Source organism: Aliirhizobium sp. YIM B11859 (assembly GCF_057163345.1).
In genome coordinates, this window is the sequence record NZ_JBXHAY010000005.1 from 344959 (window position 1) to 366849 (window position 21891).

The window sequence follows — 21891 nt, forward strand, 5'->3', positions numbered from 1 at the left end:
AACCGAGCGTGCCGAGCGGCGCGCGCCGGGCAACCGGGCCTGTGCCGTGAAGAATATCGGATGGATGGGGTCTTACCAGCCTAGACATGTTTCGCTCGCCTTCGGCGGGCATCTGCCGGGAGCCATCTCCCTGGACAGTTCCGCCTCAAATTTTTCGTCACGCGGCATCGGCGACGCATGAGTGCTGCGCTGTGCAATGCGCGGCCTCGCCGTCTTGCCGGCCGTGTAGGTTTCCGCGGCCGCGAAAAGCAGCCGGGTGAAATCCGGTGTGGAAATGCCGTCCGCACGACGCAACAGTGCAATCAGGGGATCGGTCAATACGTCTTCTAATGTAAGGTCGGGTTGCATGGTTTTGCTCCTCTTCAAAACCTATACACAGGCTGCACAACAGCCACGTTGCAAAACTACGGCCAAAACGGGGCATTTTCCATGTGGCAAAATCGCCAATGCCCCGTTCCGAACGATCACAACATGCGGCGGATGCTGGCGAAAAGCCCCGTTTTTGCCTGGTCCGTGAGCCTGCCGGGCAGCATATCGAAACCATGGACGGCACCGGCATAGACATGAAGGTCGGTTGCAACTCCCGCCTGCAGCAGGGCTCGGGCATAGGCCATGTCTTCATCGCGGAACAGGTCCAGCGCTCCCGTGACGATCACGGCTTGCGGCAGGCCCTGGAGATCAGTGGCCAGCGCCGGTGACAGGTAACCGAGTTGACCATCGTCGAGCGGTCCGCTGCCCCTCACCTGTTCCCAGCAGAACCGCAGGAAATCCCGGCCGACGACAAACTCGCCCGTCAACGGGTCATCCGACGGCGCCTGCGGCGTGGCAGTGCGGATATCGAGCATCGGATAAAGAAGGAACTGTGCCGCGAGCGGCACCTGACCGCGGTCGCGCGCAAGAAGCGCCAGTGCCGCAGCAAGACCGCCACCGCCGCTATCCCCCATCACCGCGATACGCTGCGGATCAACCCCGAGTTCGCCGGCATTGGCATGAAGCCAAAAGAGCGCTGCGTAACAATCCTCGAGCCCGCCGGGAAAGGGAGTTTCCGGGGCCAGGCGATATTGCGGGGCGACAACCATCGCTCCAGTCTCGTTCGCCAGCCGCCTGTGGGAGCCGGCCATCATGTCGGGCGTGCCGGCAACCATGCCGCCGCCATGCAGATAAAGGATTGCCGGCCGCAGTCCGTCAGCTGTTTCCGGACGATGCACGAGCAGGCGCAGATCCGGTTTTCCGGGCTCACCGATGATGATCCGTGTTTCATAATCGACAGGCTCCGGCGTCAGGGCCGCGCCCATGCCTTCGACCAGCCCGGAACGGAAACTGGAGAGCGAACTCTTCGTGGGGTCGATTGCGAGAAAATTCGCCACGGCTTCGCGCTGTTCAGCGTCGACAAGATGAAGGGTGGTCATGTCGGTGATCTCCATGTTATTATCACAACGACCATTCCAATAACATTGACACTCCGGAATTACAACAATGTCCATTGTGATAAATACCGCAAAGGGAAAAACGGCCCGTGGCCGTGGCAGACCGCGCGCTTTCGACCGCGATGCGGCACTGCAAAGCGCGATGGAAGTGTTCTGGGCGCATGGTTACGACACGTCATCGATGCCGATGCTGACCGAGGCGATGGGGATTTCCGCCCAGAGCCTCTACGCCGCCTTCGGCTCGAAGGATGCGCTCTATCGGGAGGCCATCGACCGCTACAAGGCAACGGTCGGCGGCTTCGGCATGCGTGCGATGGACGAGGAAAAGGATGCGCTTGCCGCAATGACGCGGCTGTTTCGGGATGCGGCGGTGGGGTTTTCCTCGCCCTCTCATCCGGGCTGCATGATCACAATGGCACCGGCCGGGGCGCCGGCCGAGGTACAAGTGGGGGCACCTGCGGAAAAGTCAGCCGATCCGCTGGTGGAATTCGGGCGTCAGTTGCGGGCGGAAAGCCTCGATCGGATCAGGCACCGGCTCGAACAGGGGATAAAGGAGGGAGATTTGCGGGCGGATACCGATTGTGCCGTCTGGTCGCGCCACATTACCGGAATCATCCAGGGACTTTCGATCCAGGCGCGCGATGGAGAAAACCTCGAAAGCCTGCTTTCCATCGCAGGCGTTGCCAGCGGCTCCCTGGCTGTCCTGCGAGCATGACCGGCGCCTTGCGACCAGTGCCAGCCTCAGTCGTATGAATGGCGAGGTCCGTGACCTGGTCCATTCGAAAACGGCACGTCAGCGGCGCGACTGGCCGAAGCGGTTGCGCTCGCGATAACGACGCTGGCTCCAGACGGTGTAGGCGACTGCAGCGATGACAATCGCTATGTCGACCATTGCAACGAGGCACCATGTAACGTTCATTTCACACTCTTCCGTTCTTCGACCAACACAAGATCACAGAAGTGCTAACACTCCGGGCTTACGCGCTTTGGCGACGCTCGACCTTGATATAAATCAGCAGTCCCTTGCAGCACTTTCATGACAGTACCGTGAAACACGAAGCAAAAAGCATGCCGTTTTGCTGCAATGCAGCAAAAACAGGATCACCTGTCGGAAAACCAACGCGCCAATCCCGCAATAGTTGCGAATAAAGGCGATTTGACAACCATGCAACAGCCATGAGTCGGATACGCGCCAGATAACGACACGCGAAAACCTGCCCGCAGACGGGGCAAAGCGCTGCTTTCAGGTGCATGAGACCGACAAATGAGGGCTTTCCAGGCTGCAGAAGGAACCGCATTGCCGGGAATATCGTTTTTCGATAGTCAGTGCCCACCGACATGGGCATTACGCCTCCAGATTACCCCTTCAGGGAGACACAGTTGATCAACCTCTTCGACACCATCCGCAACACGCTCGTGCCGATCCACAAGGAAGGCTATGTCTTCATTGCGATCTTCTTCGTCGTCTCGCTGATCCTCGGTTACTTCGCCGAACCGCTGTTCTGGATCGGCCTCGTGCTGACGCTGTGGTGCGCCTATTTCTTCCGTGACCCGGAACGGGTCGTGCCGCAGGATGACGACCTGATCCTGTCGCCCGCCGATGGCCGCATCAGCCATGTCGCCATGGTCGTGCCGCCGGCCGAACTCAATCTCGGCCAGGAACCGATGCTGCGTATCTCGGTGTTCATGAATGTCTTCAACTGCCATGTGAACCGTGCACCGGTGCGTGGCGAAGTGACGGTGATCGAATATCGCGCCGGCCAGTTCGTCAATGCCGAACTCGACAAGGCAAGCACGGACAACGAGCGCAACGGCCTCGTCATCGACAGCCGCCACGGCCGGGTGGGCGTGGTGCAGATTGCCGGTTTCGTTGCCCGTCGCATCGTCTGCTGGGTCAAGCCCGGCGAGCCGGTCAATGCCGGCGAACGTTTCGGCCTGATCCGCTTCGGCTCGCGCCTCGACGTGTTCGTGCCGCATGGCGGCCAGGCGCGTGTGTCGATCGGCCAGCTGGCGATTGCCGGCGAAACCGTGCTTGCTGAGTTCGGTTCGGCCAAGGGGCCGTCCCTCGGCCGCCGCAGCTGATAAAACCTGGAGGAGACGGAGCATGGATGTGCCACCAGCAGAGCAGAACCGCTCGACCGACGAGGCGCGCGGGCCGCGGCTGAGGGAAATCCCCATCCGGCTGATGGTGCCGAACCTGATCACGGTGCTGGCGATCTGCGCCGGCCTTACCGGCATCCGGCTCGCCTTCGAGGCGCGTTATGAGCTGGCGGTCGCCATGGTTCTACTTGCCGCCTTTCTCGACGGCATCGACGGCCGCGTCGCACGCCTGCTCAAGGCCACCTCGAAATTCGGGGTGCAGATGGATTCGCTCGCCGACATCATCAATTTCGGCGTTGCCCCTGCCCTGGTCTCCTACGCCTTCCTGCTCGACGGTGCCCGCTCGCTCGGCTGGATCGCGGCATTGCTTTATGCGATCGCCGCCGGCCTGAGGCTCGCCCGGTTCAACGTGATGGAGGACCGCGGCATCAAGGCGCCGTGGCAGTCGGAATTCTTCGTCGGGGTGCCGGCCCCGATGGGCGCCATGCTGGTGCTGCTGCCGGTCTATCTCGGGTTTATCGGCGTCGAGCGGACCCCGCTCTTCGTTTACGGCAGTGTCGCCTACACGGTTGCGATCGGTTATCTGCTGGTCTCCCGCCTGCCCGTGTGGTCCGGCAAATCGAGCAAGATCCGCCGCGACCTGATGTTCCCGATCCTGCTTCTCGTGGTGCTCTATGTGGCGCTGCTGATGAGCTATACGTGGGAAGTCCTTTCGATCACCGTGGTTGCCTATCTGTGCGTGCTGCCGTTCAGCGCCAGGGCATGGAAACGCCGCTTCGGAACGATCACCATCGAAGACGATGGCCATCACCTTTAGGGCGGGCGGACTTCGGAAATTCCTTGCTGCGACGCACTGAAATTGCTGCGTTGCAGCTCCTGCCTGCGACAAGTTGACACGCGTAGACTGACCTCATCGAAAACGGGCGGATAAGCCTTTATTCCGCCCGTATTGCCGGTGAATTGCCGGCGCCCGCAAATGCGGTAGATAGATTCTTGAGGACCAGACCGTGAGCAACACTGCCAAGACCAATGCCCCGGAAGCAAAGCCGGACGTCAGCGAACATTTCCGCCCGATCGGCCTGAAGGCCGTTGCGGCCGCAGCCATGATGCTGAAGCGCAAGCCGAAGCTGTCGCCGATCCGCTAGATCGTTTCACGCGTTCATGGAAACGCTGGGATAATCCAGCGCTTTGTTTCTCCGCAATTCCGGACGCGAAACCGCTCTGCACTTTCGCTGGAATTGCTCTAGGCGGCCTGGACCTCGGTCACGGCACTCCAAAGCAATCCGAGCGCCAATGCGCTCATAACCAGGCCGATCAGGCCGTCGAGCACCCGCCATGCGGCGGGTCTGGCAAAGACCGGTGCCAGCAGCCTTGCACCATAGCCTAGCCCGAAGAACCAGACGAATGAGGCAAGTGCCGCGCCTGCGCCATAGGCCACACGTTCGGAGCCTTCGAAACCTGCCGAAAGACTGCCCAGAAGCAGGACCGTGTCGAGATAGACATGCGGGTTCAGGAATGTGAAGGCGAGACAGGTCAGCACCGCCGCTTTCAGCGACAATCCCTCCGACCCACCGGCCAGCATGACGTCCGGCCTTGCCGCCCGCCTGAATGCGAGCGCTGCATAACTCCCCAGAAATACGGCGCCCCCGAGCGTCACCAAGAGGATCAGCGTCCTCGACTGCGAGACGAGCGCGCCCATGCCTCCGACACCGGCGGCGATCAGCACGGCGTCTGACGCTGCGCATATCAGGCAGAGCAGGAAGACGTGCCGGCGCAACAATCCCTGCCGCAGGATAAAAGCATTCTGGGCGCCGATCGCGACGATCAGCGAACCACCAAGGGCAAAACCGGACAGACCGGCAGATACGATGTTCATGAAGCTGGGATTCCGCAGGCAGGGGATTTTAGAAGAGCGACATCTGGGACGTGTCTTTTGCCGGTTTCGGCGGCTTGTCCTGAGGCTCGGCAACGGCAACCGGTTTCTGGATGTCCGGCCCCATATTGGAAACCTTGTTGACCAGATCGGAGACCGGGATCGCCTCGAAGAACTCGTCTTCAACGGGTTTCAGCAAATCTTCGACCTGGCGCGGTTCCTGGGTCTTGCATTCCAGCCAGCGATCGAAATCATCCGGCCTTATCACCACCGGCATGCGGTCATGAATGCCGCGGATGGCACGGTTCGCTTTGGTCGTCATGATCGCCGCGGTATCGACTTCCGAACCGTCGGCGGAGGACCATGTCTCCATCAGACCGGCAAAAGCAATGATGCCGCCATTCCTGGGGCGGATCCAGAAGGCCTGCGACTTCTCTCCGCTTTCCTTCGGCGGGCGTTTCCACTCGTAAAAACCGGAGGCCGGCACGAGGACACGGCGATGCCGCATAGCGGCGCGAAATGAGGCCTTGCCGATCGCAGTCTCCGACCGGGCGTTGATCAGCAGCGGGAATTCCTTCATGTCCTTGACCCAGCCGGGGATCAGCCCCCAGCGGGCGAGGAAGGCGGTGCGCTCCGGAAGGTTGGAACCCGGCTGGCGATCGGCCTGCATGACGACGAGAACAGGCTGCGTCGGCGCGATATTGAACCGCGCCGGAAAATCCGGCTCGAAATCGACGACGCTGACGAATTGAAGAACATCATCCGGCGAGTGGGTCAGGGCATAACGTCCGCACATGGAAGCCTAGATGGCACCGGCTATCAGCCCGGTCAAGCCGCGCGCACAACCGACGCCATGTCGGGCTGACCGCAATCATGCTGTCGAAAGCCGGTCATGCCTCATGCACTGCGCGGCCCGAACATGATGATGGCGCCGCCGATCAGGCAGACAAGCGCACCGCCGATATCCCAGCGATCCGGCGAGCGGGCCTCGATGGCCCAGAGCCAGAGCACCGAGGCGACGATATAGATTGCGCCATAGGCAGCATAGGCGCGGCCCGCTGCTTCCGCCGGCACCAGCGCCAGCGCCCAGGCGAACAGTGCCAGCGACACCATGCCCGGCGCCAGCCACCAGACCGGCTTGCCGAGCTTCCACCAGCCCCAGAAGGCAAAACAACCGGCGATTTCGGCAAGTGCCGCAAATGCATAAAGGAGATAGGTCTTCATCGGTTGCCGTGCATGGAAGATTGACCCTTCGGGACTTAGCATCGACATTGATGATCAGCAACGATGCGGTCAATTCCCGCTATCGAGCCTTGACGAAACGTAAGCCAAATGCTTACATTCATTATGATCAGGTCGTTCAGGAGCAAAGCGTTGGCGAGCTTGTTCGAAACGGGCAAGGCGAGCAAGATAGACGCCAAGATGCACAAGCGCATCCTGGTGCGCCTCGACCGGCTCGATGTAGCGGAACAGCCGCAGGACATGAACTTGCCGGGGTTCGACTTCCATGCCCTGCACGGTTTTGATCCAACGCGCTATACCGTCCACGTAAATGGGCCCTGGTGCATCACGTTCGAATTCGATGGCAAGGATGCCGTTCGTGTCGATTTCGAGCAATATCATTGATGGCGTGGCTGAGGTGGCAAAATGACCGAATACCAAATCAAGAGACCCATCGAGCGCAGTCCCTCTCATCCGGGAGCATTGCTTCAGGATGTCATCGCAGCTACCGGCAAGACCAAGGTCGAGATCGCCGAACTACTGGGCATATCGCGCCAGCAGCTCTACGACATCCTGCGGGAGCGCAAACCCGTCTCGCCAAATATCGCCGCCCGTCTCGGCAAAATGTTCGGCGACGGCGCGGCGATGTGGTTGCGGATGCAGGCCTCCTACGATGCCTGGCATGCGGAGAGAAATGTCGACGTCAGCAATATCCCGACGCTGACAGCCGCATAAAGAGGCAGTCGAGCCATGCCGTTTCCCCCGCAGGCCGCTTCTTCCGCCATTCTCGAGCGCGACGGCAGGTTGCTGCTGATCCGCCGGACGAAGCCACCTTCCGCTGATCTGTTTGCCTTTCCCGGTGGGCGGGCCGAGGTGGGCGAAACTCCACCCGAGACGGCGATCCGTGAATTTTTCGAGGAAACAGGCATCACGGCGCGCAATCCGGTGCTGTTTGCCACCTATGACCTGACCGGCGACAAGGATGCCGCCGGGGATGATGCACGCCACTTCTTCCTGTCCGTCTTCCGGGTCGAGGCCGATCGCGATGTCGTGGCGATCGCCGCCGACGATGCCGCCGATCCCGGGTGGTATACGGTCGAGGAAATCCGAAGGCTTCCGGTGCCGCCGAGCGTGCTCGAATGCGCCGAGAGGCTGGCGGCGATCGAAGACGGCGGGTAATGTCGGCTGCGGTCGAAGCGACCGCCGAATCACCGCTGTTCGAACGGGGTTCGCCCTTTTTTGAAATCAGCCGACCGGGCCCGCACCAAGGAATGCTGTTTGAAATCCGCCGCCTGCATCGCCCTGCCCCTCCTCCTTGCACTCGTCTCGCCGCTTGCCGCACAGACGGTGAAGAAGTCGGCTGCGGAAAAACCGGCGCCTTCACTGCAGGCGGACCCGGCCGAGACGGCAAGGCCGGCACCCTATGACAACCAGCTTTTACGGCTTGCCGAAGTGCTGGGATCGGTCAGTTATCTGCGGTCGCTTTGTGGTGCACCGCAGGAGGACTGGCGCCAGTCGATGCGGCAATTGCTGGATACGGATGCGGCAAACGAGGCGGCGCGACGGGAGCGGTTGACGGCTGCCTATAATCGCGGCTACCGGTCTTTCGCCGCAGTGCACGCATCCTGCACCGCGGCTGCACGCATCGCTGAAGAGCGTTACCGTAACGAAGGCGCAACACTTGCGACGGAAATCGCCTCGCGCTTCGGAAATTAGCGGATTATTTACCTCTTTCGTCAGGAGAGCGTGTCGTTTTGATAAAAGGCTGATAAAGTTCTTAACGGCGCAGTAAGCAAATCAGCCTCCGGGCTGGCACCGAGGGAAGTTATGAGTATGCATTCAGGCCGCAACGATATCGATGACATGATCGTCCACGAAAAGATGCAGGTCGCCCTCGAATATCAGAACGACGCCTGGGCTGACGGCCGTGCGGACGGTATCGAGCCGGAGATCATCGCCGACGCAGCGATCGTCTTCGCAATGCGTGAAACCATCCGTCTTCACGGCGAACAGGGCGCAGAAGCAATGCTCGAATCGCTGCGTGACCGGATGCTTGCCGGCGAATTTTCACCAGAACGTATCGTTCAATAAGACCGGGCATGCCCATGCGAACGGCAGTTCGTTCCAGATCAGTCATCATTCTGCTGCTGGCGTCAGCGGCATCGTTTTCCTGCGCCTCCATGGCGCTTGCCGTTTCCGACGGAAGGCTCGCACCTCAAAGCGATGGCCGGCAAGGCTCGGCCAGCGGCACCCAGCCGGGCGCCGGCACGCAGCAGGCGTTCGAAGGTGCAACGAGGCCGGGTCTCGCGCTCGACAATAACGAGATGGCGCAGGACAAGGTGCAAGGCACCCTGCCCGACAAGGCACCGGGAGAAAACGGTGATAGCGGTTCCGTTTCGACCGGAGCGGACCAGACCGGCGACAAGGCAAGCAGCGGGGCAAAGGGCCCGGTGGCCAACGGGGCGGCCGGCAGTGCGGGCGCGGCCGATCAGGTTCCTGCCGAAATCATCCGCGACCTTTCCGCCCTGCCCGCGCCGGTCAAGGCGATGCGCGAGAAGATCGTCGAGGCCGCGGCATCAGGCGATATCGAACGGTTGCGTCCATTGATGCAGAACCCGCTCAAGCCGCCGCAGATCATGAACAACGAGGCCGACGATCCGATCGACACGCTGAAGAATTTTTCGGGCGATCCGGACGGGCAGGAAATCCTGGCGATCATTCTCGACCTTCTGGCGTCGGGGGCGGCGCGGATCGATGCCGGCACACCGGACGAGATGTATGTCTGGCCCTATTTCGTCGGCAAGCCGCTTTCCGAACTGACCCCGCCGGAACGGGTGGAACTGCTGAGAATCGTCACCGCCGGCGACCTGATGGGCATGGAAGAGAGCGGCAATTACAATTTCTACCGGCTCGGCATTTCGCCCGATGGCCACTGGAAGTTTATGGCCGGCGGCGACTGAGACCGGTTCGCAGCATCCCACTCCTGCTCCATCGTCATGCTCGGGCTTGCCCCGGGCATCTGCAACGCCGCAACCGCTTCGGCGTCGCTGCGTCCTCGGGACAAACCCGAGGATGACGGCCGCGAAGGCCGAGACTGTCCTCTTTCTTACTGCGCCATCGCGACAAGCCGGCCGCTTCCCGGCTGGCGGATGATATCCATCTGAACATCGTAGATGCGGGCAAGCGCGTCGGTGGTCATGATTGCGTCGGGCGTGCCATGGGCGATCATCCGGCCGGCGCGAAGGGCGACGATCTCGTCGCAGAAACGGGCGGCCATGTTGATGTCATGCAAGACCGTGATGATGCTGATACCTTTTTGCCGGCAGAGATCATGGGCCAGCGACAGCACTTCCAGCTGGTGGCCGATGTCGAGGGCCGAGATCGGTTCGTCGAGTAGAAGGCAAGCCGCATCCTGCGCCACCAGCATGGCAAGCCAGACGCGCTGGCGCTCGCCGCCGGAAAGATTGTCGACCATGCGGTCGGCAAACTTGCCGATGCCGGTCAGTTCGATCGCTTCCTCCACCTTCTGCCGATCGGCGTCGCCGAAACGCCCGAGCGCGCCGTGCCAGGGATAACGGCCGAGCGCCACCAGTTCCTTGACCAGCATGCCGGGGGCCGCCGGAGTGCGCTGCGGCAGGTAGGCGAGACGTCTGGCAAAATCGCGATTGCCCCAGCCATCCAGCGGCTTGCCTTCGAAAACGATCTTGCCGCCGCTCAGCGCCTGCTGGCGTCCGATCAGTTTCAGCAGCGTCGATTTTCCCGAACCGTTATGGCCGATCAAGGCGATCGACCGGCCGGCACCAAGCTCCAGCGTCAGCGGATGAAGCAGCGTCCGGCCCTCGACGGCGAAGGTGACATTGGTCAGCGATAGAAGCGGCACGGCAACATCCCCCGACTTTTGCTGGGCATTGTGGAGCATTTGGACTTTCCGCGGAGGTTCATTTTCGAATATGGAGATTTCGGCTCATGTTTGGCCAATTTATTTCAGGCGGTCAACCACAGGCCGCGGCCTGCTTTTCCGAAGAGACCCCCGATGCTTGCCCGTTTCTTTGCCTATTATCGCCCTTATAGAGCGTTGTTCATCGTCGATTTCGGTTGTGCGGTGCTGTCCGGCCTGCTGGAGCTCGGTTTTCCGATGGCCGTCAAGCTGTTCGTCGACCGGTTGCTGGTGACGCAGGAATGGCTGCTGATCGTGCTCGCTTCGGCAGCACTTCTGGTCTGTTACGCGGTCAATACCGGGCTGATGGTGGTGGTCACCTATTGGGGCCACATGCTCGGCATCAATATCGAGACCGACATGCGCCGCGAAGCCTTCAACCATATGCAGAAGCTGTCGTTCAGCTATTACGACAACCAGAAGACCGGGCATCTGGTCGGCCGGCTGACCAAGGATCTCGAAGAGATCGGTGAAGTCGCCCATCACGGGCCGGAAGACCTGTTCATCGCGATCATGACATTCATCGGGGCCTTAGCACTGATGATCTCGGTCAACTGGCAGCTTGCCTTGATCACCGCGCTGGTGGTGCCACTGACGGCCTGGGTGACAAGCCGCTACGGCGCGCGGATGAGCCACAACTTCCGGCGGCTGTTCGAGCGGGTCGGTGATTTTAATGCCCGTATCGAGGAAAATGTCGGCGGCATGCGGGTGGTGCAGGCTTTTGCCAACGAAAGCCACGAACGCAACCTGTTCGAACGCGACAACCAGAGCTATCGGCGGGTCAAGCTCGAAGCCTACAAGATCATGGCTGCCAGCACCTCGCTCAGCTACATGAGCATGCGGCTGACGCAGATGATCGTGATGATCGCCGGCGCATGGTTCGTGTTGCAGGGCGAGTTGACGGCCGGTGGGTTCATCGGCTTCCTGCTTCTCGTCGGCGTGTTCTTCCGCCCGGTGGAAAAGATCAATTCGGTGATCGAGACCTATCCGAAGGGCATTGCCGGTTTCCGCCGCTTCACCGAACTCGTCGATACTGCGCCGGATATCGCCGATGCGCCGGATGCGGTCGTGGTCGAAGCGCTCAAGGGGGCGATCGAATACCGCAACGTCTCCTTCGGTTATGTGCCCGACAAGCCGATCCTCAACGAGGTCAGCCTGTCGATCCGGCCGGGTGAAACGATCGCCTTTGTCGGCCCGTCGGGTGCCGGCAAGACGACGATCTGTTCCCTGCTGCCACGCTTCTACGAGATCGGCGGCGGCGCAATCGAGGTCGACGGCATCGACATCCGCAAGATGACCAAGACGTCGCTCCGCCAGCAGATCGGCATCGTCCAACAGGATGTCTTCCTGTTCGGCGGCACGATGCGCGAAAACATCGCCTATGGACGCCTCGGTGCCAACGATGCCGAGATCATGGAGGCGGCCCGCCAGGCAAGGCTCGAAGAGATGATTGCCGGCCTGCCGGACGGGCTGGACACGGTGGTCGGCGAACGCGGGGTAAAACTTTCCGGTGGCCAGAAGCAGCGCGTGGCGATTGCACGGATGTTCCTGAAAAACCCACCGATCCTAATTCTCGACGAGGCGACCTCGGCGCTCGACACCGAGACCGAACGGGCGATCCAGCGTTCGCTTGCAGACTTGGCTGTCGGTCGCACCTCGCTGATCATCGCCCACCGGCTGGCGACCATCCAGGGCGCCGACCGGATCGTCGTCATCGATGGCAGCGGCATTGTCGAACAGGGCACGCATCAGGAACTGATCGCCCGTCGCGGTGCCTATAACCGCCTGCATACGGCGCAACTGGGTGCGTGATTAAGCCCGGTTGAATACGGGCGTAAAACTTGATAAATTTGTGAAAGTTTTAGAGCAAGGCCGGGGCTACAGGGTCGGGACATGACGTTTCAGCCGAATATGCGCAATCAGATCGAGGGTTTTTCCGTCGTCGGAGGATTGCGCCGTCGATACTGGAACGGCATCACCGCCGATCTTTGGGATGTCGAATGCGCCAGCTATGCCGGCGGATATTATGTCGCCCGTGACCCGCGCCTGTTCATCCTGCTCGACCATCGCGGTCGTGGCCGGCCGGCGGTCAAGCGCTCTGCGCGCGAGGCCGGCCTGCCGCAGGATGCGAGCATGAGCCCAATCTCCTATATTCCGGCCGAGATGGATCTGTGGGTCGATATCAAGGATGTGCAATATGTCCGCCATCTCGACATTCATTTCGATGCGGATGCAGTCGGCCGGCGGCTTGGCGAGGATTTCGATCCCAACCGCCTGAAGGATCCGAAGCTCTTGTTTGCCGACAGCCGGATCATGGCGCTCGCCGAACTGATTGCCGCCGAAATCGCCAATCCCGACCCGTTGCACGATCTTTATGGCGACGGGCTGGCGCTGGCATTGCTGATCGACGTGATGAAGCTTGCCAGAACCGAAAGGCGCAAGCGCGGCGCGCTTGCGCCTTGGCAATTGAAGCGGGCAACGGAGTTTATCGAGCAACATTGCCTGCGCAGCATAAGGCTGGAAGAACTGGCGACGCTTGCCGGACTATCGCAATCGCATTTTTCCCATTCATTCAAGGCGTCGACCGGCATGGCGCCGCACGACTGGCAGATGAATGCGCGCATTTCGCGTGCCAAGGATCTGTTGAAAAACGGCGACGAACCGCTGACGGCAATCGCCGCGGAAACCGGCTTTTCCGACCATGCGCATTTCACCCGGGTGTTTCGCAAACATGTGGGCCTGGCACCGTCGCAGTGGAAAAAGTCACACTGCGCGTAAAACATGCGGGCGAATGCGCAAAGACGTTAACTTTGCCCAAAAACATTCAAGTCCCGTGCATGACAACAAGCGGGACAAAGAAATCTGAGTTAACCACTCATCTTATCATATGGCCGCATGAAAAGGCGGCGCGAGTGGGGCGAAGAATGAAAAAATCGATCAAGTCTTCCGTCATCAGGACGGGTCTCTGGGCGGGCGTAGCAGCCATCGGCCTCAGCGCCGGATGGGCGGCTCAGGCGCAGGATGCAGCAAGCAGCCCAGCGCTCGCACCCATCGTCATCCAGGGCGAAGGCCAGGAGAGCGGCACCGGTCCGGTGAAGGGTTATGTCGCAAAACAGTCGACCTCCGGTTCGAAGACGGATACGCCGCTCAACGAAATTCCGCAGGCCGTGTCCGTCATCGGTGCGCAGGAAATGTCCGATCGCGGCATCGTCAACAAGATCGATGAAGCACTCCGTTATACGCCGGGCGTTGACGCGGCGCCGTTCGGCACCGACCCCGATACGGACTGGGTCTATATCCGCGGTTTCGACGCGACGCAGACTGGCCTCTATCTCGATGGCATGCAGCTTTACGGATACGGTTTTGGCGCCTTCCAGATCGATCCCTTCATGCTGGAGCGCGTGGAAGTGCTCAAAGGTCCGGCATCGGTTCTTTACGGCGGCGGCAATGCTGGCGGTATCGTCAACGAAATCCGCAAGCGGCCGACCGACGAGCCCTATTATTACACCGAAATCGGCATCACCAGCGACGCCAACGCGTTTACCGGTTTCGACATTTCCGACAAGCTCGGCGATAGCGGCACGATCAGCTACCGCCTGACCGGCAAGGTTGCCGGCGGTGAGGGTTATTCGGATTACCAGAACGATTTCCGCGGTTTCATCATGCCGCAAATCACGGTTTCGCCGGATGAAGGCACCAAGATCAACGTCTGGGGCATGATGTCGAGCCTCGACCAGCGGCATACGGGCAACGGCTTCTTCCCGTATGAAGGAACGGTCGTCAACGCGCCGTTCGGCAAGATCGATCGCGACGCATTCCTCGGAGAACCCGGAATCGACAAGGGCTGGTATGCGCAGCAGATGATCGGCTACGATGCCGAGCACGAGTTTTCCGACGACTGGAAGATCAGCTCGGCGGCGCGCTACGGGCACCTGAAAAAATACGAAAACGCGCCTTACGCCTACGGCTATGTCAACACGACAGATCCGACCGATCCGGGCTATTACCAGATCAACCGCCTCGGCTTTACCGGTCGTTCAGAGGTCAATACCTTCACGATCGACAACCATCTCGAAGGCAAGATCGATACCGGCCCGCTGGAGCATAGCGTGCTGCTCGGGCTCGACTACAAATATTACCAGCTCGACAACGTCCAGGCGTCCACCGGCGCCACATCCATCGACCCCGTCGATCCGGTCTATGGTGCAGCCCAGCCGACAAACCTCGTCTACAGCAACCAGCTGATCACTCAGCAGCAGGTCGGCGTCTACGCCCAGGATCAGGTCCGCTTCGGCGATGGCTGGCTGGTAACGCTCAACGGTCGTTATGACTTCGTCCATACGGACACGGACAACCGGCCGACGGCCTACAGCGCTTCGAGCTACAGCTACACCTATGACGAGGGCAAGGCGAGCGGCCGCATCGGCGTTGCCTACGAGTTCGACAACGGCATCACGCCCTATGCCAGCGCCGGGACGTTCTTCAACCCGACCGTCGCCGTCAGCGCGACGCCGAACAACAAGCCGGAAGAAGGCGAACAGTATGAGATCGGCGTCAAATACGACCCGAGCTTCATCGATGGCTCCTTTACCGCCTCGCTGTTCCATCTCAACCGCCGCAACGTCGTGACGACCGATCCGGCAACCTTCCTCGCCGAGCAGATCGGCGAAGTGGAATCGCGCGGCATCGAACTTGAAGCCAAGGTCAATATCAACAGCAACTGGAAGGTCCTCGGCTCGTTCTCCTACACCGATCTGGAAACGAAAGAAGACATCCGGACCGACTTCATCGGCAAGAAGCCCTGGCTCATTCCGGCAACGACCGCTTCGCTGTGGCTCGACTATTCGGTTACCGAAGGTGCGCTTGAGGGCCTCAGCCTTGGCGCCGGCGTCCGTTACCAGGGCGAGAGCTATGCCGACCGCCTGAACCTCTACAAGGTACCGGATGCGACCGTATTCGACGCGGCCGTTCGCTACACCAAGAACGACTGGACCGCTTCGCTCAACGTCGGCAACGTGTTCGACAAGGAATATGTCAAAGGTTGCCAGGGCGTATCCACCTGCGGTTACGGCGACGCGCGTACTCTGACCTTCAAGCTCAGCAAGGTCTGGTAAGACAGCGGCCTCAAGTCGTAAGTTGACAACATAGGTAAAGATTATAAGGAAGGCCCGACGAGGGCCTTTCTTTTTGTCATCGGAGACCGATTTGCATCCTTCCGTCCCGCTCTCCCGCCGGGTCTTCATGACAGGCATGGCAGCACTTGCGGCAGCGTCTGCACGGCCGGGCATGTCTTTTGGACAATCCACCTCCCCGGCCGCCACCCACCCTCGTACGGCGACACTCGACTGGGCCCATCTGGAAACGCTGCTGGCGCTCGGTTCCAACGTCGTCGCGGCGCCCGAATTGCGGCAGTTCCGCGATGTTGCCGTCGAACCGGCAATGCCGGATACGGTCGCCGATCTTGGCCTGCGCGGCCTGCCCAATCTTGAAACGCTGTCCTTTGCCAAGCCCGAGCTGATCTTCAATTCGAACTATTATGGCTGGGCCGATCCGCTCATTTCCGGCATCGCACCGGTGCATAATCTGGCCATCTACCTGCCAGGCGAAGACCCTTACGTGATGGCGACACGGGCAACCGTCGAGGTCGGCAAGGCAATCGGCGTCAAGACCGCCGTCTCCTATGTGGCCGAGGTCAATCGCCGGCTGGACGACCTGCGGATCTCGCTTTCGATCGGCGACGGACGGCCGGTGCTTTTGATCAATCTCGGCGATGCCCGGCATTACCGGGTGTTCGGAGCCGACAGCATGTTCGGCTCTGTCCTGACCCGGCTCGGGCTCGACAATGCCTGGACGGGTGCCACCGCCTATTCCGCCACCGCGCCGATCGGCATCGAAAGCCTCGCCTCGATGCCGGACGCATGGATCGTGATGATCCCGCCGCATCCGCTCGATGCGATCGCAGCACTTGAACGTGGCGCCTTCTGGAACGCCCTGCCGGCGGTGAAGGACAAACGCGTCATAACCATTGGTTCGGTCAATCCTTACGGCGCGCTGCCGGCCGCGCGGCGGTTTGCCGAAGAAATATCGAAAGGTCTGACCGATGGCTGGAACGGTTAGCCTTGCCGCCCGCACCACGTCTCCCGCGCGCCCGGTGAAGACGATCGGGCTGATCGCGGCCGCCTGCGTTGCGATGCTGGCGCTGCTCATTTTCACCCGTCCGACCGTGCCGGGAGATCCGGCGACGGCGGCAATGCTCGGGCAGATCCTGCTCTGGGACAGCCTCTTGCCCCGCGCCGTGATCGCGGTCATCTGCGGCGCCGCTCTGGGCCTTGCCGGGGCGCTTTTGCAGCGGGTGCTGCGCAACCCGATCGCCGATGCCTCGACGCTTGGCATTGCCGCGGGTGCGCAGCTCGCCATGGTGGCGGCGCTCACCTTCCTGCCGCTGCTTGCCGGGTTTTCGCGCGAGATCGTGGCCTTTGCCGGTGGGCTTGCGGCGGTGTTTCTCGTCCTGGCGCTCTCCTTCCGGCGCGGGTTCGATCCGGTGACGGTAGCCGTGTCCGGTCTGGTCGTCAGCATGATCGCCGCCTCGATCACAATCACGCTCATTCTGGCGCGCGGCGAATATGCGATGTCGGTCAGCATCTGGGGTGCCGGCGCGCTCAACCAGCAGGACTGGCAGGGGGTGATCTCGCTCGCCCCGCGCCTCGCCATCGGTGCCGTGCTTGCCGTTTTCCTCGTCCGCCCGCTCAATGTGATGGCGCTGGACGATACGAGCGCCAGAAGCCTCGGCATGTCGATCATGGCGATCCGGCTGGCGATCCTGCTTCTCGCCGTGTGGCTGGCCGCCTCGGTGACGGCGACCGTCGGGGTGATTGGTTTTCTCGGACTGGCGGCACCGGCGGTTGCGAGGCGTCTTGGCGCACGCACCACAGGTCATGTGCTGATCGCAGCGCCGCTTACAGGTGGCGCGCTCCTCTTCTTGACCGACGGGCTCAGCCAGTTGCTCGGGCCGGGTTTTAACGATCTTGCACCGGCGGGGGCTGCCACCGCGCTGATGGGCGGGCCGGTTCTGCTGGCGCTTTTGCCGCGCCTGCATGCAAGTTCACCCGTCACGGCCGAGGCGTCTCCCACCGAATACCGACTTGCCCGGCCGACCATCTGGGTAATCGGCCTTGGTGCTGCGATCGTGGTTCTGGTGCTGACGGCGCTCACCATCGGCCCCTCGCCGACCGGCATGGCATTTTCGGTCGGGCCGGCACTGGCCGAACTCATTCCTTTCCGGCTGCCGCGCATTCTGGCAGCGGGCGGCGCCGGCGCGCTTCTGGGTGCTGCGGGCTTCATCATGCAACGGGTCACCGGTAATCCGATCGCCAGCCCCGAAGTGCTCGGTGTGTCGGCCGGCGGCGGTTCGGGGCTTGCGGCAACGCTTTATCTTTTCGGGTTCGGCTCGCCGGCGCTGATGCTTGGCGGCATGGCCGTCGGGGCGCTGGTGGTCTTCCTGATCATGATCGCGATTGCCGCACGCGGCGAGCTTTCGGCCGAAAGACTGCTGCTGTCCGGCATCGCCATGAGCGCGATCTCGATGGCGATCGTGACGATCGTGCTTGCGCAGGGCGACATGCGCTCCTTCGTGCTTTTGATGTGGATGGCCGGATCGACCAACCGGGCCGGTCTGTTCGAGGCCTGGACGGCGCTTGTCGCATTGGCCGTCTTCACCCTGCCGCTGCTCGTCATGAGCCGCTGGCTGACCATCCTGCCGCTCGGCGGGGTGGTGTCGAAAAGCATCGGCATCGGGTTGACCGCCTCGCGGCTGTCGCTTGCGGTCATCGCTGCGCTGATGACAGCGGTCGCCTCCTTCCTCGTCGGGCCGCTCAGCCTTGCGGGGCTGGTGGCGCCGCATCTGGCGCGGCTGATCGGGTTTTCCGGGGCACGCCAGCAGCTCTTCGCCTCGCTTGCGATCGGTGCTGCGATGCTGATCCTTGCCGACTGGCTGTCGCGCGTCGTCATCTATCCCTATCAGGTCCCGGTCGGCGTGTTTGCCGCGCTGATCGGCGGCCCTTACCTTCTTTGGCTTCTCGCACGCATGGAGAAACGATCGTGAACGCTCAAAATTTCCCCCACCGGGAGTTCATCCTCACCGGCATGGCCGTTCCGGTGGATGCCGACGACATGCTGGCGGAAATCTGCGAGCACTTCATTGATCATGCCGAGGTTTTGCGCGATGGCGACCATGTGACCCTGTCGAGCGAGATCGGCGAGGCGTATATTTCCAAGGTCAGCGAGCAGCTGGATATCCGCCTTGCCTGCCCGACCGCCGACATGCTGTCGATGACGCGGGCGATCATTGCCGAACATCTGTTCATGTTTGCCGGCGATGATCCGCTGGTGCTCGAATGGGCCGACCAGCCGAAGCCGGCAAAACTTTCCAACCTGAGCGAGATCACCATCGTGTCGGCGGAGAACATCACGCCGCGGATGCGTCGGCTGACCGTCTCCTGCGCCGACGCTGCCCGTTTCGACACGGTGGACGGGCTGCATGTGCGGCTTCTGATGCCGCCGAAGGACCGGGCGCCGGTCTGGCCGGTGACGCTTGCCGATGGCCGGATCGGCTGGCCGGAAGGCGAGGATGCGATCGCCGTGCGTTATTACACGATCCGCAGCATCGATCTCGATCGCTGCGAGATGACACTCGATTTCGTGCTGCATGAGGATTGCGGGAAAAAGATGCCGGGCGCGGAGTTTGGCCTTGCCGCCAGACCCGGCGACCGCGCCGGCCTGCTCGGTCCGGGTGCAGGCGGCATGCCGGAAGCGAAGGACCTGATCCTTGCCGGTGACGAGACCGCGCTTCCCGCAATCGGCCGGATGATCGAGCTTGCGACGCCGGAGATGCGCATCCATGCGATCATTGAAGTGGCGGATAGAGCGGAGGAACAGGTGCTCACCTGCGCATCCGCCGATTTTTCCATCGAATGGCTGTATCGCAACGGCCAGGATGCCGGAACGGCCGGATTGCTGGAGCCGGCGATTGCCGCGAGGCTCGATACTCTCGGCCCGGAGACCTTCGTCTGGGCCGCCTGCGAAAAGACCGAGGCGCAGGCGATCCGCGCGAGGCTGAAGGCGCATGGGCTGGGCCGGACACGGATGAGCGCCATCACCTATTGGCGGCGCGGGTATACGGATTGATCCCTTCGCTACCGCCGAGGTCTCGGCCTTGCGGCTTGCCCCGTTCGGCGTGAAGACTTATCTCAAGCGGATAAGAGGGAATCGGCTTTCATGACACACGCCTATCTTCCGACACGTTGCCTGATCCGTATCGCCGGCAATGATGCGCGCGACTTTTTGCATGCGCTGATCACCACCGATGTCGAGGGACTGACCGACCGCGAGGCGCGGCCGGGTGCGCTGCTGACGCCGCAGGGCAAGATCCTGTTCGATTTCCTGATCTGGAAAAGCAAAGACGGCTTTGTCATCGAGACCGACGAGAGCCAGCGCGACACGCTGGTCAAACGCCTGACGATGTACAAGCTGCGTGCGGCCGTCGAACTCGCCGCACTGCCCGACGAGGGCGTCACGGTGTTCTGGGCTGATGAGGCAGATAAGGGCGCGGTCGCCGATGGCGCATTTGCCAAGGCGGGCATCATGATGTCGCGCAGTCCCGGCCAACATGGCGATGGGGATGGCGATGCCTTGGCCTATCAGTCTCTCAGGATCGCGGCAGGGCTTGCGGTTTCCGGTGCGGATTTTGCGCTCTCGGATGCGTTTCCGCATGATGTGCTGCTCGACAAGAATGGCGGGCTTTCGTTCAAGAAGGGCTGTTATGTCGGTCAGGAAGTCGTTTCCCGCATGCAGCATCGCGGCACCGCAAGGCGCCGGGTGGCAACCGTGAAAGCCGAGACCGCCCTGCCCGCACCCGGCACCGAGATCACCGCCGGCGGCAAGCCGGTCGGTACGCTCGGATCGGTGTCGGACAGAGCCGGGCTGGCGATCGTGCGGATCGACCGGGTGGGTGATGCGGTTGCCAAGGGCGTGCCGCTTCTGGCCGGTGAAACGTCGGTGACGATCGAGCTTCCGGCATGGACGGGTCTCGCCTTTCCTGCGGATGCCGAAGGGGCCGAGCCTTGAGCACCAATGCCGGTGCCCGTGCCTGGCAGCGGATGTTGTCGGGCCGCAGGCTCGACCTTCTCGACCCCTCGCCGCTCGATGTGGAGATTTCCGACATTGCCCACGGGCTTGCCCGCGTCGCCCGCTGGAACGGCCAGACGCGCGGCGACCATGCGTTTTCGGTCGCCCAGCATTGCCTCGTGGTGGAAGAGATCTTTCGCCGCTGCAATGAGGGTGCCAGCGCCGATGCGCTGCAGATGACGCTGCTGCATGATGCCCCGGAATATGTGATTGGCGACATGATCTCGCCGTTCAAATCGGTGGTCGGCGGGGGCTACAAGACCGTCGAGGCGCGGCTGGAGGCCGCGATCCATATCCGTTTCGGCCTGCCGCCGCATGCCGCCAAGGATCTCAAGGTACAGATCAAGAAGGCGGATACGATCGCCGCCTATTTCGAGGCGACCGAGCTTGCCGGTTTCAACACGACCGAGGCGCGCAAGATTTTCGGCCAGCCGCGCGGCATCACGCGCGAGATGCTGCCGCTTGCCCCCCTGTCCGCCGTCGAGGCGCAGCAGCTGTTCATCGCCCGTTTCGAGGAAATCGAGGCCGAGCGTGCGAAAGTGGTTGCCTCGTGAGCTATATCGTCGTCTGCCCGCTTGCCAGCATTGCCGAGACTGCGGTTCGCCACAAGGCGCGGGAAATGGTGAGCCTGATTGCCGAAAAACAGGATTTTCATCGGCCGGGCGTGATCCGCGCCGAACGGCATCTGAAACTTGCGATGAACGATATCGGTTTTGCCGGCACCGGCGGGCTGATTGCGCCGAGCGAGGCGCATGTCGCCCAACTGATCGATTTCGTCCGTGAGTGGGACCAGACGGCGCCGCTTGTCGTGCATTGCTGGATGGGCGTTTCCCGCTCGCCGGCAGCGGCGGTGATCGCCATCCTCACGCTTCATCCCGAACAGGACGATCTGGAGCTCGCCCACCGGCTGCGCAAGGTCGCGCCGCATGCCACACCGAATACGCGGCTGATCGAGATCGGCGACCGGATGCTGAAACGCGACGGAAAACTGATTGCCGCGATGAAGTCGATCGGCCGGGGCGCCGAGACCGACGGGCGTGCATCGTTTTCGATAGCACTTTTGTAGCGGACTTCGCCAAGCGGTTGAAAATTCTATTATCTTTAGAGAAATAGAAAAACCTCCCGCATTTTCCTTGACCTCCCCGCCCGTA

27 protein-coding genes are annotated in these 21891 nt (G+C 61.7%); 19 read left to right on the forward strand and 8 right to left on the reverse strand.

The window, feature by feature from the left end; genetic code table 11:
* Positions 1 to 72 precede the first annotated feature (72 nt).
* Together AC2GXZ_RS21150 and AC2GXZ_RS21155 are read right to left on the reverse strand one after the other, a co-directional pair.
* The gene (locus AC2GXZ_RS21150) at positions 73 to 348 is read right to left on the reverse strand and encodes a hypothetical protein (protein ID WP_483761178.1); all 276 of its coding nucleotides are present in this window, start codon (positions 346 to 348) and stop codon (positions 73 to 75) included.
* Between the two features lie 116 nt (positions 349 to 464).
* Complete coding sequence (locus AC2GXZ_RS21155) at positions 465 to 1409, reverse strand: alpha/beta hydrolase (RefSeq protein ID WP_483761179.1); 945 nt, start codon at positions 1407 to 1409, stop codon at positions 465 to 467.
* Between the two features lie 67 nt (positions 1410 to 1476).
* Between AC2GXZ_RS21155 and AC2GXZ_RS21160 the strand changes: the two genes are divergently transcribed.
* Complete coding sequence (locus AC2GXZ_RS21160) at positions 1477 to 2142, forward strand: TetR/AcrR family transcriptional regulator (RefSeq protein ID WP_483761180.1); 666 nt, start codon at positions 1477 to 1479, stop codon at positions 2140 to 2142.
* A 78-nt stretch (positions 2143 to 2220) separates the two neighbouring features.
* On the opposite strand, the gene AC2GXZ_RS21165 is transcribed toward AC2GXZ_RS21160, so the two are convergent.
* Positions 2221 to 2346, reverse strand: a complete 126-nt coding sequence (locus tag AC2GXZ_RS21165) for a hypothetical protein (RefSeq protein WP_483761181.1) — start codon at positions 2344 to 2346, stop codon at positions 2221 to 2223.
* 115 nt (positions 2347 to 2461) lie between these two features.
* Entirely contained in the window at positions 2462 to 2773 is a 312-nt protein-coding gene (locus AC2GXZ_RS21170; protein WP_483761182.1) for a hypothetical protein, read from the reverse strand.
* A gap of 37 nt (positions 2774 to 2810) precedes the next feature.
* Between AC2GXZ_RS21170 and AC2GXZ_RS21175 the strand changes: the two genes are divergently transcribed.
* The 3 genes from AC2GXZ_RS21175 (at position 2811) to AC2GXZ_RS21185 (ending at position 4672) form a co-directional block, all read left to right on the forward strand.
* Positions 2811 to 3509, forward strand: coding sequence for a phosphatidylserine decarboxylase (locus AC2GXZ_RS21175; protein ID WP_483761248.1), 699 nt, complete (start codon positions 2811 to 2813; stop codon positions 3507 to 3509).
* A gap of 22 nt (positions 3510 to 3531) precedes the next feature.
* Positions 3532 to 4344: a CDP-alcohol phosphatidyltransferase family protein gene (locus AC2GXZ_RS21180; protein ID WP_483761183.1), complete on the forward strand. Its 813-nt coding sequence runs from the start codon at positions 3532 to 3534 to the stop codon at positions 4342 to 4344.
* Positions 4345 to 4534: 190 nt separating this feature from the next.
* Entirely contained in the window at positions 4535 to 4672 is a 138-nt protein-coding gene (locus AC2GXZ_RS21185) for a hypothetical protein (protein ID WP_483761184.1), read from the forward strand.
* 98 nt (positions 4673 to 4770) lie between these two features.
* Here the strand turns inward: AC2GXZ_RS21185 and AC2GXZ_RS21190 are convergent, their stop codons facing one another.
* The 3 genes from AC2GXZ_RS21190 to AC2GXZ_RS21200 all read right to left on the reverse strand — a co-directional run bounded on the left by AC2GXZ_RS21190 (position 4771) and on the right by AC2GXZ_RS21200 (position 6624).
* Positions 4771 to 5397 (reverse strand): LysE/ArgO family amino acid transporter, encoded by a 627-nt coding sequence (locus tag AC2GXZ_RS21190; protein ID WP_483761249.1) that lies wholly within the window; start codon positions 5395 to 5397, stop codon positions 4771 to 4773.
* 34 nt (positions 5398 to 5431) lie between these two features.
* Entirely contained in the window at positions 5432 to 6196 is a 765-nt protein-coding gene (locus tag AC2GXZ_RS21195) for an SOS response-associated peptidase (protein WP_483761185.1), read from the reverse strand.
* A 101-nt stretch (positions 6197 to 6297) separates the two neighbouring features.
* Entirely contained in the window at positions 6298 to 6624 is a 327-nt protein-coding gene (locus AC2GXZ_RS21200) for a YnfA family protein (protein ID WP_483761186.1), read from the reverse strand.
* A 123-nt stretch (positions 6625 to 6747) separates the two neighbouring features.
* Between AC2GXZ_RS21200 and AC2GXZ_RS21205 the strand changes: the two genes are divergently transcribed.
* From AC2GXZ_RS21205 to AC2GXZ_RS21230, 6 genes are all read left to right on the forward strand, one after another.
* Positions 6748 to 7026 carry a type II toxin-antitoxin system RelE/ParE family toxin gene (locus AC2GXZ_RS21205; protein WP_483761250.1) on the forward strand — a complete coding sequence of 93 codons (279 nt, stop codon included), beginning with the start codon at positions 6748 to 6750 and terminating at the stop codon, positions 7024 to 7026.
* Between the two features lie 21 nt (positions 7027 to 7047).
* Positions 7048 to 7356 carry a HigA family addiction module antitoxin gene (locus AC2GXZ_RS21210; protein ID WP_483761187.1) on the forward strand — a complete coding sequence of 103 codons (309 nt, stop codon included), beginning with the start codon at positions 7048 to 7050 and terminating at the stop codon, positions 7354 to 7356.
* A gap of 15 nt (positions 7357 to 7371) precedes the next feature.
* Positions 7372 to 7800, forward strand: a complete 429-nt coding sequence (locus AC2GXZ_RS21215) for an NUDIX hydrolase (protein WP_483761188.1) — start codon at positions 7372 to 7374, stop codon at positions 7798 to 7800.
* Positions 7801 to 7899: 99 nt separating this feature from the next.
* Positions 7900 to 8337: a TIGR02301 family protein gene (locus AC2GXZ_RS21220; protein WP_483761189.1), complete on the forward strand. Its 438-nt coding sequence runs from the start codon at positions 7900 to 7902 to the stop codon at positions 8335 to 8337.
* A 117-nt stretch (positions 8338 to 8454) separates the two neighbouring features.
* The gene (locus AC2GXZ_RS21225) at positions 8455 to 8712 is read left to right on the forward strand and encodes a hypothetical protein (RefSeq protein ID WP_483761251.1); all 258 of its coding nucleotides are present in this window, start codon (positions 8455 to 8457) and stop codon (positions 8710 to 8712) included.
* A gap of 14 nt (positions 8713 to 8726) precedes the next feature.
* On the forward strand, positions 8727 to 9581 hold the full coding sequence (locus AC2GXZ_RS21230) for a hypothetical protein (RefSeq protein WP_483761190.1): 855 nt from the start codon (positions 8727 to 8729) through the stop codon (positions 9579 to 9581).
* Positions 9582 to 9727: 146 nt separating this feature from the next.
* Here AC2GXZ_RS21230 and AC2GXZ_RS21235 read toward each other — a convergent pair whose 3' ends face one another.
* The gene (locus AC2GXZ_RS21235) at positions 9728 to 10540 is read right to left on the reverse strand and encodes an ATP-binding cassette domain-containing protein (protein WP_483761191.1); all 813 of its coding nucleotides are present in this window, start codon (positions 10538 to 10540) and stop codon (positions 9728 to 9730) included.
* Positions 10541 to 10654: 114 nt separating this feature from the next.
* On the opposite strand from AC2GXZ_RS21235, the gene AC2GXZ_RS21240 reads away from it, so the two are divergent.
* The 9 genes from AC2GXZ_RS21240 (at position 10655) to AC2GXZ_RS21280 (ending at position 21806) form a co-directional block, all read left to right on the forward strand.
* A complete protein-coding gene (locus AC2GXZ_RS21240; protein WP_483761192.1) occupies positions 10655 to 12370 on the forward strand; it encodes an ABC transporter ATP-binding protein in 1716 nt (571 codons plus the stop codon).
* Positions 12371 to 12451: 81 nt separating this feature from the next.
* Positions 12452 to 13336, forward strand: coding sequence for a helix-turn-helix domain-containing protein (locus AC2GXZ_RS21245; RefSeq protein WP_483761193.1), 885 nt, complete (start codon positions 12452 to 12454; stop codon positions 13334 to 13336).
* Between the two features lie 146 nt (positions 13337 to 13482).
* Positions 13483 to 15672 (forward strand): TonB-dependent siderophore receptor, encoded by a 2190-nt coding sequence (locus AC2GXZ_RS21250; protein ID WP_483761194.1) that lies wholly within the window; start codon positions 13483 to 13485, stop codon positions 15670 to 15672.
* Positions 15673 to 15799: 127 nt separating this feature from the next.
* A complete protein-coding gene (locus tag AC2GXZ_RS21255) occupies positions 15800 to 16675 on the forward strand; it encodes an ABC transporter substrate-binding protein (protein ID WP_483761252.1) in 876 nt (291 codons plus the stop codon).
* On the forward strand, positions 16659 to 18659 hold the full coding sequence (gene fhuB, locus AC2GXZ_RS21260) for a Fe(3+)-hydroxamate ABC transporter permease FhuB (RefSeq protein ID WP_483761195.1): 2001 nt from the start codon (positions 16659 to 16661) through the stop codon (positions 18657 to 18659). Before AC2GXZ_RS21255 ends, fhuB begins: the two co-directional genes overlap by 17 nt.
* Entirely contained in the window at positions 18656 to 19741 is a 1086-nt protein-coding gene (locus AC2GXZ_RS21265) for a siderophore-interacting protein (RefSeq protein ID WP_483761196.1), read from the forward strand. The genes fhuB and AC2GXZ_RS21265 overlap by 4 nt, the downstream gene beginning before the upstream one ends.
* Before the next feature lie 90 nt (positions 19742 to 19831).
* Positions 19832 to 20680, forward strand: coding sequence for a CAF17-like 4Fe-4S cluster assembly/insertion protein YgfZ (gene ygfZ, locus AC2GXZ_RS21270; RefSeq protein WP_483761197.1), 849 nt, complete (start codon positions 19832 to 19834; stop codon positions 20678 to 20680).
* A gap of 32 nt (positions 20681 to 20712) precedes the next feature.
* Complete coding sequence (locus AC2GXZ_RS21275; RefSeq protein ID WP_483761253.1) at positions 20713 to 21294, forward strand: YfbR-like 5'-deoxynucleotidase; 582 nt, start codon at positions 20713 to 20715, stop codon at positions 21292 to 21294.
* Entirely contained in the window at positions 21291 to 21806 is a 516-nt protein-coding gene (locus AC2GXZ_RS21280; RefSeq protein WP_483761198.1) for a tyrosine phosphatase family protein, read from the forward strand. Before AC2GXZ_RS21275 ends, AC2GXZ_RS21280 begins: the two co-directional genes overlap by 4 nt.
* Positions 21807 to 21891 lie beyond the last annotated feature (85 nt).

What these genes read in the sequence shown, in the direction of transcription:
- AC2GXZ_RS21150 (WP_483761178.1), bottom strand. Translation starts at nt 348, where the DNA reads ATGCAACCCGACCTTACATTAGAAGACGTATTGACCGATCCCCTGATT.
- AC2GXZ_RS21155 (WP_483761179.1), bottom strand. Translation starts at nt 1,409, where the DNA reads ATGACCACCCTTCATCTTGTCGACGCTGAACAGCGCGAAGCCGTGGCG.
- AC2GXZ_RS21160 (WP_483761180.1), top strand. Translation starts at nt 1,477, where the DNA reads ATGTCCATTGTGATAAATACCGCAAAGGGAAAAACGGCCCGTGGCCGT.
- AC2GXZ_RS21165 (WP_483761181.1), bottom strand. Translation starts at nt 2,346, where the DNA reads ATGAACGTTACATGGTGCCTCGTTGCAATGGTCGACATAGCGATTGTC.
- AC2GXZ_RS21170 (WP_483761182.1), bottom strand. Translation starts at nt 2,773, where the DNA reads ATGCCCATGTCGGTGGGCACTGACTATCGAAAAACGATATTCCCGGCA.
- AC2GXZ_RS21180 (WP_483761183.1), top strand. Translation starts at nt 3,532, where the DNA reads ATGGATGTGCCACCAGCAGAGCAGAACCGCTCGACCGACGAGGCGCGC.
- AC2GXZ_RS21195 (WP_483761185.1), bottom strand. Translation starts at nt 6,196, where the DNA reads ATGTGCGGACGTTATGCCCTGACCCACTCGCCGGATGATGTTCTTCAA.
- AC2GXZ_RS21200 (WP_483761186.1), bottom strand. Translation starts at nt 6,624, where the DNA reads ATGAAGACCTATCTCCTTTATGCATTTGCGGCACTTGCCGAAATCGCC.
- AC2GXZ_RS21205 (WP_483761250.1), top strand. Translation starts at nt 6,748, where the DNA reads ATGATCAGGTCGTTCAGGAGCAAAGCGTTGGCGAGCTTGTTCGAAACG.
- AC2GXZ_RS21210 (WP_483761187.1), top strand. Translation starts at nt 7,048, where the DNA reads ATGACCGAATACCAAATCAAGAGACCCATCGAGCGCAGTCCCTCTCAT.
- AC2GXZ_RS21215 (WP_483761188.1), top strand. Translation starts at nt 7,372, where the DNA reads ATGCCGTTTCCCCCGCAGGCCGCTTCTTCCGCCATTCTCGAGCGCGAC.
- AC2GXZ_RS21225 (WP_483761251.1), top strand. Translation starts at nt 8,455, where the DNA reads ATGCATTCAGGCCGCAACGATATCGATGACATGATCGTCCACGAAAAG.
- AC2GXZ_RS21230 (WP_483761190.1), top strand. Translation starts at nt 8,727, where the DNA reads ATGCGAACGGCAGTTCGTTCCAGATCAGTCATCATTCTGCTGCTGGCG.
- AC2GXZ_RS21235 (WP_483761191.1), bottom strand. Translation starts at nt 10,540, where the DNA reads ATGCTCCACAATGCCCAGCAAAAGTCGGGGGATGTTGCCGTGCCGCTT.
- AC2GXZ_RS21240 (WP_483761192.1), top strand. Translation starts at nt 10,655, where the DNA reads ATGCTTGCCCGTTTCTTTGCCTATTATCGCCCTTATAGAGCGTTGTTC.
- AC2GXZ_RS21245 (WP_483761193.1), top strand. Translation starts at nt 12,452, where the DNA reads ATGACGTTTCAGCCGAATATGCGCAATCAGATCGAGGGTTTTTCCGTC.
- AC2GXZ_RS21250 (WP_483761194.1), top strand. Translation starts at nt 13,483, where the DNA reads ATGAAAAAATCGATCAAGTCTTCCGTCATCAGGACGGGTCTCTGGGCG.
- AC2GXZ_RS21255 (WP_483761252.1), top strand. Translation starts at nt 15,800, where the DNA reads ATGACAGGCATGGCAGCACTTGCGGCAGCGTCTGCACGGCCGGGCATG.
- fhuB (WP_483761195.1), top strand. Translation starts at nt 16,659, where the DNA reads ATGGCTGGAACGGTTAGCCTTGCCGCCCGCACCACGTCTCCCGCGCGC.
- ygfZ (WP_483761197.1), top strand. Translation starts at nt 19,832, where the DNA reads ATGACACACGCCTATCTTCCGACACGTTGCCTGATCCGTATCGCCGGC.
- AC2GXZ_RS21275 (WP_483761253.1), top strand. Translation starts at nt 20,713, where the DNA reads ATGTTGTCGGGCCGCAGGCTCGACCTTCTCGACCCCTCGCCGCTCGAT.